The organism is Microcoleus sp. B3-A4, from assembly GCF_036705385.1.
Taxonomy (GTDB): domain Bacteria; phylum Cyanobacteriota; class Cyanobacteriia; order Cyanobacteriales; family Microcoleaceae; genus Microcoleus.
This window is the reverse complement of sequence record NZ_JAUBUI010000130.1, coordinates 1-10,872: the sequence shown is the minus strand read 5'-3', so window position 1 is coordinate 10,872 and position 10,872 is coordinate 1. Positions and strand designations below refer to the sequence as shown.

Genomic DNA, 10,872 nt, shown 5'->3' with positions numbered 1-10,872 from the left:
AATGCAGGAACCTCGCTCTGTCTTGAAATCTAAACGGAGGGCGTGATTGAGACTTTTTCAGTGCCATTGGACTTTAGATGTCACTTTTAATGAAGACCAATGTCGCATTCGGTCGTTAAACAGCCCTCAGAACTTGGCTCTTCTAAGACGAATGGCACTTAATGCCATCAATCAAGAAACGACTCTCCGGCGTAGTGTGCGACAAAAAAAGAAACGAGCGGCGATGAATGATGACTATATGATGCAGATTCTCAAATGCTTGTGTCAGGGCTGATTAAGATGCTCTTACCCTGAAATCAGTAGTTGTTCTGCATTGAGTTTCAATTTGACTCCGCATCGCTCAGTTCGAGGAGCAACATTTTGGCTCTCACGATACTGTTTAACCAATTTTTGGACGAAACTTAGGGCTACACAAAAACGGTTACCTATTGCTCTTTGTGAGAGCGGTTCATTATGGTAAACATCCACAATTTTTTTTCTAAAATCAATCGAATAAGTTTTCATTTTTACTAATGTGTGAGCGGGGCAAAAATTCTTGATATTTGTCATTCGAGTGACGGCTGTGGGTCGAGCGACTGTTCGCTCGCGCTCCATTGAATTAGAGCTGCATAACATTTTGGGGTTCTCTATTTTTCACTTCGTTCAAGTCAGTTATATCATACCTCATCTTTCTGATAAATGCTATTATTAAAATAATTACAAGTAGTAAGAGCGGAGATATTACGCAATATAAAGATTAACTACGGTAAAAATTTGGGCTAAATTTATAGGATTACTTTAGTGTTGGGATTTTTTTTGTAACATTGAACACTTCTGGTTAGAAACAAATTCTTGTAACTTCGGGAGCTTTTATTTGCTCTCCTGGAATTTATAAACCGACATCTCTTTACCTCTAAAAACTTTACCTCTAAGAATATGACTTTTTATTTTAGTCTATCAGCATTGTCTTGATTTGCACAACTTATGGAGACGTGCTGTGTACCATTGACTTTTAACTGAGAAGGCGGTACAATTCTTCTTAGCGGATCTTGGCTGTCTCTTCCACCAAATATCTAAGTCCTGACGGCGAGAAGTGTAAGGTATATCCGCCAATTTAAAAAACAACAAAAATATTGGAAAACCTTGTTAAAACCTTATGCGACCCGATTCTCCCAAATGCCCCTCTTTGCCTCTCGTCTCAGTCATTATCCCTGCATACAACGCTGAGCAATTTATTGAAGAAACTCTGAAATCTGTTCTCGCTCAAACTTATCCAGAAATTGAAGTTTTAGTAGTCGATGACGGTTCTCAGGATCGAACCGCTGAAATTGTCGAAAAAATCAGCAAAAAACATTCTCGCGTTCAGCTTTTGAAACAGCAAAATGCTGGGGTCGCTGCTGCTCGAAACTTAGCAATTCAGAAGTCGAGAGGAGAATATATTGCCCCCATTGATGCCGATGATATTTGGTATCCTGAAAACATAGAAAAACAAGTTCAATGTATGAGGGAGGGAGAGCCCTCGCTAGGAGTTGTCTATTCTTGGTCATTAGATATTGATGAAAATGGATTTTTAACCGGGGGAATCCGCGCTTTTACGATTGAAGGTGAAGTTTATGAAACCTTAATTTGCCACAACTTTTTAGGCAATGCTAGCGCTTCGATGATCCGGCGTTCTGCTTTAGATAAGGTGGGCTTTTACGACACTAGCTATATAGAGAAGAGTGCTCAAGGCTGTGAAGATTGGGACTTGTACCTCCGATTGGCAGAATACTATCAATTCGGAGTCGTGCCGGAATTTCTAATTGGATACCGCAAAGTTTACACCAGTATGTCTAGCAATTATGTGGCGATGGCGAAGTCCCACGCCTTAATGCTGCAAGATGTAAAGCAACGGCATCCTGAAATTCCAGAGTTCCTACACCGATTGTCTGCCAGTAATTTTTTGATGTATTTAGCACACCAAAGTAGTCGGAATGGCAGCGATCGCACCGCGCTATTTTGGTTATTCCAAGCTTTAAAAGCTGAGTGCATCTCACCGTTGTCCCGTTATGGTTTTTACAGAGTATTGGGGAAGAGCCTTTTAAACCTATTATCCCAGTTTTGGAAACCTCAAGCTGCTCTGGAGACCCCTCTGAGTTCAAAAGACCGGCCATCCTCTGACTGTAAACTGAGCAGCCGAGAGCTGCTGGTTGAGAGTCGGCGCAAAAATATCGAATCCATGGTAACGATTGGGAACATTTTTCACCGATCAATTTCCCGCATTGTCAAGCGAAATCAAGCAGATATTGACACGCTCCCTCAAGTGAACATTAGCGCCACTCCATCGGCCAAGGCAGAGTTGTCTTATGAAAAAAGAAATTCAAGCTATTAAAACTCTGCTTCCCCTCCTCAAGATATACCCTTGGGCAATCCCGGCAATGATTTCCTTGGGTATGCTTGCTTCCCTTTCCGACGGCTTTGGGGTTAGCTTATTCATTCCCTTTTTGCAAACTTTACAGCAAGAGCAAGCTCAGCTTATAACTGGCAATTCTTTCATTGATTCTCTGAACAAGATATTCGCTGCTGTCCCTGCTGGCTACCGCGTCTTAATCATCCCATTGTGTATTTTAGTTAGCATCCTGATTAAAAACCTGATTGTCTATAGTAATTCTATACTTTTTGCCTGGTTAAACTCACGGATTAGCCACCGATTGCGTTGCCAAATTTTCAACCAAACTTTAACCGTGAGCTACTCTTTCTTAGAGCGCAGCGAATCGGGAAAGATTATGAATATTTTGGCGACAGAGAGTTGGCAGACTAGCAAAGCTTTGAGTTTGTTTGTTAACTTGATTACGTGTGCTTGTACGATTACAGTCCTGGCGACGCTGTTACTGCTCATCTCTTGGCAACTCACCTTAATTATCACTATAGCGCTCTTCCTCATCTCACAGTTCATCCAATTTGTGACCCGGCGAGTCAAACATCTGGCACAGCAAGCTGTAGACGCCAATTCTCAGCTCGCTGTCCGAATGTGGGAGGGATTAGGGGGGATGAGAGCAATCCGCTCCTTTGGACGGGAACCTTACGAGCAAGAGCGCTTCGATCGCGCTTCCCAGCAGGTGCGAAACACCTTTTTGCAACTCGATATGCTGGGAGGGCTCATCAATCCGCTCTATGAAGTTTTTTCCGCACTCCTCCTGCTAGGAATTTTGGCTATCGCCCTCCTGCAAAACCAGTCAGCTATGCCAACGCTGCTGACTTTTTTATTCATACTCTACCGCTTGCAACCCCAGGTACAACAACTAGATGTAGCGAGGCTAGGTTTAATATCTACCGCCAGTTCTGCTGAACTGGTGATGTCCTTTTTAGAGACTGCTGATAAACCTTACATCCGCTCTGGTAATGTTCCCTTTGACAAGTTAAAGCAGGGGATATATTTTGAGTCAGTTTCCTTAACTTACAATCCTGAAGATCAGCCTGCAATAGAGGATGTCTCCCTCGAGTTTAAACGCGGCCAAACTACTGCTTTAGTGGGGCCATCGGGTGCGGGTAAATCCAGCATTATCAGCCTACTGTGTCGCTTTTACGAGCCAACTTCTGGAGAAATTTATATTGACAACAGCCCCTTACAAGAACTGAATTTAACCGACTGGCGAAAGGGAATTGCGATAGTCAGCCAAGAGGTTCATATCTTTAGCGGGACGGTGAAGGATAATATCGCCTACGGGCGCTTGGAAGCGACAGAGGCAGAAATTTTTGATGCTGCCAAACTTGCCAATGCTCACGGTTTCATCAGCCAACTGCCCGAGGGGTATGACACAAAAGTCGGCGATCGTGGCGTTCGCCTTTCTGGCGGACAAAGGCAGCGTATTGCCCTCGCTCGCGCGATTGTCCGCGACCCCGATATTCTAATTCTGGATGAAGCAACGAATGCTCTAGATAGTATTTCTGAAAATTTGATTCAGGAGGCCCTCAACACGCTCAGCCAGAACCGCACCGTCATTGTCATTGCTCATCGCTTATCGACGATTGAAAATACCGATAAAATTATTGTGATGGAAAATGGCAGGGCGATCGAACAAGGGAACCTCCAGTATTTGCTAAAACTCGATGGCTTATTTGCCAAGCTTTATCACCTGCAACACCGCAAATTACAAAACTAATAGGAATTTGGTGAATCACTTATGCCTTATCCGATTATTGACATTGAAGTGACACAACCCCTTCACACTCTGACAATTTCTGAGGAAGATACAGGAATTGCTTTAGTGGTTTTGCTAAAACTCGATGGCTTATTTGCCAAGCTTTATCACCTGCAACACCGCAAATTACACAACTAATAGGAATTTGGTGAATCACTTATGCCTTATCCGATTATTGACATTGAAGTGACACAACCCCTTCGCACTCTGACAATTTCTGAGGAAGATACAGGAATTGCTTTAGTGGTGCGGCGAAAAGATAAAGCTGTTGGTTTGATCATGCAGCCTCTTCCTCCAAAGAGTGTCCTTTCTCCTGAAGATTTAGCTAAAATGATCGAGCGGGAAGTCGGCGCTAAGTTACTTCAGGAAGCGATTCTAGAAGAGTTAAATCCTGCAAAAAATGGCGATCGCTTTCCCTCGCTCACAGTGGCAATTTGTACGAAAGACAGGCCGGAAAACCTGGCGCGGTGCTTGCAACATTTACTCAAGTTGCAAACACCTATTTTAGGTGAAAATCTTAACTTTGAAGTCTTAGTCATAGATAATGCACCTTCTCATGAAAAAACAAAAGAATTGGTAGACTCTCTACCAGGAGTTCGCTATGCCCGGGAACCAAAACCAGGTTTAGACTTCGCTCGCAATCGCGCCTTGCAGGAAGCAACTGGGGAGATATTAGCTTTTTTGGATGATGATGTCACGCCCGATCGCCAATGGCTAAAAGGATTGAGAGAAGTTTGGGCAGAAAATCCCGATGCGGGCGGTTTTACAGGGTTAGTGCTACCTTATGAGTTAGCCACTGAAGCCCAAATTTTATTTGAAAGTAGGGGCGGTTTTCGGCGCGGATTTGAGAAAATTCGTTATGGCAAAATCTTGCCTTACAATCCGTTATACCCCTGTGGTGCAGGCATATTTGGAGCGGGCTGCAATATGGCGTTTCGCCGCGATGTTTTACTGAAAATAGGGGGATTTGATGATGCACTCGATACAGGTGCGCCCCTCCCCGGCGGTGGCGATTTAGATATTTTTTATCGAGTCGTTCGCGCTGGCTATCCCCTCGTCTATGAACCTCGCTATCTGGTGTTTCACCAACACCGCCGGGAATATGAAAAACTGCGCCGCCAGTATTGGACTTGGGGGTTAGGTTTTATGGCTTTTGTGGTAAAATCCTATCAGACCGATCCTGCCAAGAGAGCGCAGCTAATCCGGCTGATTGCTTGGTGGATTGGCTATCAGTTAGATGAATTGCAAAAGAGTATTAGGGGCTGTCATCCTTTGCCCCCAACGATGATTTTAGCTGAAATGTGGGGTGGTATCGTAGGGCTTTTTGGCGAGTACCCCCGTTCTTTAAAACGTATCGAGCAGATTCGGCGGCAATTTGCCTAAAAAAAGGAGATTTGCTTCAGAAATCTATTTCTCGTTCAATGCAGGAAATGACAATTAAATATGACTAAGCTTCCGCCCCTTGAGATCGTCATCTGTACTTATAACAATGCTCCTCTTCTAAACAAAGCTCTATCTGCCCTTGCCCAACAGCAAGTGTCACCCGAGGTAGAGTGGAAGGTGTTAGTAGTCGATAATAACTGCACGGATAACACGCAGGAAGTTGTCGAAAAATATCGAGTGTCTGGAACAATTCCCTATCTTTCTACAATATCAGAAACAAAGCAAGGGCTAACCTATGCCCGCCACTGTGGCGTTCAGAACACAACTGCTGATTGGATTGCTTTCGTAGATGATGATTGCTTTCTCGCAGAAGATTGGGTGGAGCAAGCTGTTAAATTTGCTGCGACTCATCCTGACTGCGGCGCTTTTGGTGGTCGAGTGATTTTAGATTGGGAAACTCCACCGCCTAAATATGTATTGAATTATGGTTACTCCTTCGCACAACAAGAACACGGCACAGAACCTCAAAAAAAATCTTGTCTTGTGGGAGCAGGATTAGTGTTGAATAGAGGAGCCCTCGCTCATACGGGTTGGATTGATAAACCCCTGCTTCACGATCGCATCGGCACCAAGCTCATATCTGGGGGAGATGTAGAAATAGCTTTACGGATTTACGGAGCGGGATACGACCTGTGGTACACTCCTGATTGCCAGTTAAAACACTTTATTCCGGCTAGGCGTACCACTCAAAAATACTTGATAGATATTAACTACGGTTTAGGAACCTCTCAAGTTTTGGGCGATTCTCTTCTCTGGTCGGGTTCTTATCAAGATTGGTTGTTGAAATTTATTGGGGATGCGGTGAAAGCTTCCCAAAATAGCGTATTTCAATCTTTAAGAGCGGCTTTGGGGCGAATGAATCCGGCGGAAGTGGAGATTAACAAAAGTTTTGTGCGGGGTAAATGGGCGGGAATTAACCGGATGATCCGCATGAACCCGGAGGAACGCCGAGAGTTATTGGGTCGGGCAAAATTAGTCGGTTAGCCACCCGATATATCTATTGCTACTTTGAGGTAATTTCTGTGAGCAACCCCTGGAAAGTTATTAACGTAGAGCTAAGTAAAGCCATTCCTGACTTGCCTTTAATGCCTGGTTATGGTGGCATTTATACTGTGTTTTGGTGGCATAATATACCCCTTGGTCAACAGGAGATTTTAGCCGCTCAGTTGCCCATGTCAGCAACAGAATTGACTAATTTAGCGGTACAAGCAATTACTCGTACAATCGGTAGCCATTTGCTAGAGCAAGGTTTTAAAGCAGCTTTGCCAGTTATTTCCAAGAATCCGGCGCGCGATCGCCCCCCTGAGTTCCAAGCTCTAATGGCTTTGGAACAACCTCTTGCGAAGCTTGAGCAACACTTTTCACAGTTAAATAGTGAAACTGTTTCTGTTGTGATCTGTACTCGAAATCGACCAGAACAATTAGAGCGATGTTTGCAATCATTCCAAAACTTATCCCATCTTCCCCACGAAATTATTGTCGTTGACAATGCTCCTAGTTCAGATGCTACGCAGCAATTAGTTGCGAAAATACCAGAGGTTAAATATGTCTTAGAACCTCGCCCTGGTTTGAGCGTAGCCCGCAATACTGGCATCCGTCACAGTACAGGCAATATAATTGCTTTTACTGATGATGATGTGATTGTTCATTCTGATTGGGTTGCCAGAATTGCCCAAAGTTTCCAGGGCGATCGCGTCATCGCCATGACCGGACTTATTCTACCAGCCGAACTCGAAAATGAAGCCCAATTGATCTTCCAAAAAGGTCATACTGGCTTCGGATGGGGATACCGCCCTACAACCTTTGATACTCAATTTTTTGATGAAATGAAGCCCTTAGCTGTCCCCGTTTGGCGCATTGGTGCAGGGGCAAATATGGCGTTCCGGCACGAACTTTTTGATAAAATTGGATACTTTGACGAACGGTTGGGAGCAGGCGCTTCTGGGTGTAGTGAAGACTCAGAAATTTGGTATAGAGTGCTTGCCGAAGGCTGGTTTTGTCGCTATGAACCAACAGCGGTCGTTTACCACTACCACCGAGGCGATCTGGATAGCTTAAAACACCAAATGTATCACTATATGCGCGGACATATCGTAGCGCTTTTTGTGCAGTTTGAAAAGTACAAACACTGGGGCAACTTGCGTCGCGTTTTCATCGCTTTGCCTAGATATTATGTCAAGCGATTCATCATGGGAGTGTTGACAGGATTTAGAGGGGTCAATAAAACTCTCTTTTCTGAGGTGTTAGGCTGTTTGGCTGGAGTACAATTTTATATCCAGAATCAGGTAAATAAAAACCATTAATTTTTAGAAACAGGAGAATATAATGACAACCGTTGAACAGCAAAAGACAGCAGGAAAAAAAGAAAATTTAGGTCGTTTTTTATCCCATAATCCTTTCTCCTACGCCTTAACCATGGGGTTCTTTTACAGAGAAAAGATGCGGGCTATTCACCGCATTTCCCCTGACCTGCCCTTTAAAGAAATATTAGAAGTAGGAGGCGGTCAAGGCGGTCTCACGGCTTTACTTTATCCGCAAGCGCAAATTACTAACATCGACCTCGATTTTAAATATGCAAATGTTCCTTGCAACCAGCAGGAAAAGGTGCGCTTCATCTGCGGCGACGCGACCAATTTACCCTTTGAAAATGAGTCCTTTGATGCAGTGACGATGTTCGACGTTCTCGAACACATTCCCGACCATCAAAAAGCAGTATCAGAAGCGCTGCGCGTGCTTAAACCGAAGGGATTTTTATTAGTGAGCAGCCCCAATGAAAATTGGAAATTTCCCTACTACGGCGTGATGAAACCGATCTGCCCGCCTGAAGCGGAGGTGATGGCAGAATGGGGTCATGTTCGGCGTGGATATACGATCGAGGAACTGACAGGATTAATTGGTTTTCCTTGCCAAAGCTCTGCGACTTTTATTAATCCATTGACGGTACTTTGTCATGATGTTGCTTTCTCCCGTTTATCTCCTCTCAAGCGCCTATTTTTTTGTACTGCACTCAGTCCTCTAACCTGGGTGAGCTATTGGCTGCATAAACCTGAATCATTGGGGACGGAAACTGCATACGCTTGGCAGAAGCCAGTCTAATTATACTAATTTCCCAAAGTAGTGCTACAATTAGTCAAGGTAATTTTTGTAATTTAGTAGCCAAACAGAAGGAAAAAAAATGTCAGGAGTGGTCAAAATTGAGATTCGGGAAACAGAATCAGAACTAAAAGGTCTTCTGAGGAGAGAGAAAGACGCTCACCGCTACGAAAAATTACAAGTTCTGTATTGGCTCAAAACCCAAACGGTAGACAGCGTATTGTCTGCTGCTGTGCGGTTAGGGAAACATCGTACCACAATACCAAGATGGTTGTCTAGCTACCCTTGCGGGGGGAATAGAAGAATTATTATTGCAGAAACCTCGTTCGGGAAGACCAAGAATAATGAATCCTGAAACTGTAGAGAAATTATCAAAGGAATTACAAGAACCCGAAGGATTCAGTAGCGACAAAGAAGTACACCAATGGCTGACAAGCTGCTGTGAAGTAAAAGTGGGATATCGTACAGTACACCAATGGGTCAGATATCGGCTGAAAGGAAAATTAAAAGTCCCGCGTCCGGTGAGTGAAAAACAGAAAGCAGGGGCAGTAGAAGAATTTAAAAAAAACTCTCATCTCTAATTAAAAGCAGTCTGAGTCAGAGCGAGAGCTTTTTAAAACAGTGGAAAAAAAATCGCTATTGGAGTCAAGACGAAAGTCGAATGGGGCTACACACAATTCAAAGAAGGAAATTAACTGGCAAAGGAATTAAGCCTCAGGGAAAAGTGCCATGGGACTTTGTATATATGTGGTTATATGGAATAGTAGAACCTCTAACAGGAGAGGGATTTTTTTATGAATTTACGCATCTAGATACAGTATGTTTTGAGAAGTTTTTAGAGCTATTTGCCGCTGCTTATCCTCTTGATTTGCATATCATCCAACTAGACAAGGGAGGATTTCATAATTCATTGAACCTAAATATACCCGAAAACATAATTTTATTGTTTCAACCGGCTTATAGTCCGGAAGTGAATCCAATAGAAAGGCTGTGGGGGTATATAAAGGAACAATTGAAATGGTTGAGATTTGATGGCATAGAAGAATTGAGAGAGACAGTACAAAAAGAGTTAAAAAAGCTAACTAACGAAGTAATTGCTTCTTTGACGGGATATCCATTCATATTAGATAGGGCTTGCGGGATAAGTGCAGAAAGGTTACACTGCCTTGGTTATTTGAGGGCGAGATCGAGAGAAGTGGGCAAGATAAACAGGTAAAATAGGTCAAAACCCTTGGATAACCATCTGCGATCGTGTACACAAAAGCTGAGTTTGCTTCCCTCTCACCCTCCGACTTTGAACTGCCCTTATCTGGGAATTTGTCAGCTTCTAACCGTTGGGTAAAGATGGCACAAGTAATACCGTGGTCAGAATTTGAGTCAGAATATGCTGAAAACTTCCCCACCGAAATGGGCGCACCAGCCAAATCCTTTCGGATGGCGTTGGGGGCATTAATCATTAAGGAAAAATTAGGAATTAGCGACCGGGAAACAGTAGAACAGATCCGCGAAAACCCCTATCTACAATACTTCATCGGTCAATCAAGCTACAGCAATGAAGTCGCATTTGACCCATCACTATTAGTACACTTTCGACGGGCTTATTAGTCCGAACTTAATTAATAAAGTCAACGAACGCATGGTCGAAATAATGCGCTCCACCACCCCAATCAAACCCGAAAAAAAAAAAAGGATTCGGACGCCCAAAATGAGTCACACAATCGCGGTAAACTAATCATAGATGCAACCTGTGCTCCCGCCGATATTAGTTATCCGACCGACTTAGGACTATTAAACAGGGCCAGAGTTCACACCGAAAAAATCATAGATATTCTGTATAAACAGGTAAAAGAGCGAATCCCGAAAAAACCAAGAACCTACCGTAATCTCGCCCGAAAAGATTACTTATTAATAGCAAAACAAAGAAGACTATCCCGCCACAAAAAAAGACAGGCAATTAAAAAAAAACTTCAATATATCAAAAGAAACCTCGCTCATATTGAACAGCTAATCGAGTCAGGTGCGACCCTAGAAATTCTGAATAAAAAGCAATATAAAACCCTGCTAGTTCTCACAGAAGTTTATCGCCAACAGCAATGGTTACTGTAGTTTAGACTAACCAAAGATGAGAACGGTGACAAAAGTAGAACTTGAGCCACCGCGCTGGGAGAGAATGAGG

General features: G+C 43.5%; 10 protein-coding genes and 2 pseudogenes. All 12 read left to right on the top strand.

What is annotated here, in order from left to right:
• Positions 1–64: 64 nt before the first annotated feature.
• Positions 65–274 (top strand): annotated as a pseudogene (locus QUB33_RS27780) (transposase); the annotation flags it as partial.
• An 861-nt stretch (positions 275–1,135) separates the two neighbouring features.
• Entirely contained in the window at positions 1,136–2,350 is a 1,215-nt protein-coding gene (locus QUB33_RS27775; RefSeq protein ID WP_333357334.1) for a glycosyltransferase family A protein, read from the top strand.
• A complete protein-coding gene (locus QUB33_RS27770; protein ID WP_333357331.1) occupies positions 2,325–4,121 on the top strand; it encodes an ABC transporter ATP-binding protein in 1,797 nt (598 codons plus the stop codon). The genes QUB33_RS27775 and QUB33_RS27770 overlap by 26 nt, the downstream gene beginning before the upstream one ends.
• A 21-nt stretch (positions 4,122–4,142) precedes the next feature.
• Positions 4,143–4,298, top strand: a complete 156-nt coding sequence (locus tag QUB33_RS27765) for a hypothetical protein (RefSeq protein ID WP_333357328.1) — start codon at positions 4,143–4,145, stop codon at positions 4,296–4,298.
• A 21-nt stretch (positions 4,299–4,319) separates the two neighbouring features.
• Positions 4,320–5,543, top strand: coding sequence for a glycosyltransferase family A protein (locus QUB33_RS27760; protein WP_333357325.1), 1,224 nt, complete (start codon positions 4,320–4,322; stop codon positions 5,541–5,543).
• Between the two features lie 60 nt (positions 5,544–5,603).
• Entirely contained in the window at positions 5,604–6,587 is a 984-nt protein-coding gene (locus tag QUB33_RS27755) for a glycosyltransferase (RefSeq protein WP_333357322.1), read from the top strand.
• Positions 6,588–6,625: 38 nt separating this feature from the next.
• Positions 6,626–7,906, top strand: coding sequence for a glycosyltransferase (locus QUB33_RS27750; protein ID WP_333357319.1), 1,281 nt, complete (start codon positions 6,626–6,628; stop codon positions 7,904–7,906).
• 22 nt (positions 7,907–7,928) lie between these two features.
• Positions 7,929–8,699 (top strand): class I SAM-dependent methyltransferase, encoded by a 771-nt coding sequence (locus QUB33_RS27745; protein WP_333357316.1) that lies wholly within the window; start codon positions 7,929–7,931, stop codon positions 8,697–8,699.
• Positions 8,700–8,778: 79 nt separating this feature from the next.
• Positions 8,779–9,051: a hypothetical protein gene (locus tag QUB33_RS27740; RefSeq protein ID WP_333357313.1), complete on the top strand. Its 273-nt coding sequence runs from the start codon at positions 8,779–8,781 to the stop codon at positions 9,049–9,051.
• Complete coding sequence (locus QUB33_RS27735; RefSeq protein ID WP_333357310.1) at positions 9,041–9,277, top strand: winged helix-turn-helix domain-containing protein; 237 nt, start codon at positions 9,041–9,043, stop codon at positions 9,275–9,277. The genes QUB33_RS27740 and QUB33_RS27735 overlap by 11 nt, the downstream gene beginning before the upstream one ends.
• Positions 9,277–9,912: an IS630 family transposase gene (locus QUB33_RS27730; RefSeq protein WP_333357337.1), complete on the top strand. Its 636-nt coding sequence runs from the start codon at positions 9,277–9,279 to the stop codon at positions 9,910–9,912. Before QUB33_RS27735 ends, QUB33_RS27730 begins: the two co-directional genes overlap by 1 nt.
• 35 nt (positions 9,913–9,947) lie before the next feature.
• Positions 9,948–10,796: pseudogene (locus QUB33_RS27725) on the top strand (transposase); the annotation flags it as partial.
• Positions 10,797–10,872 lie beyond the last annotated feature (76 nt).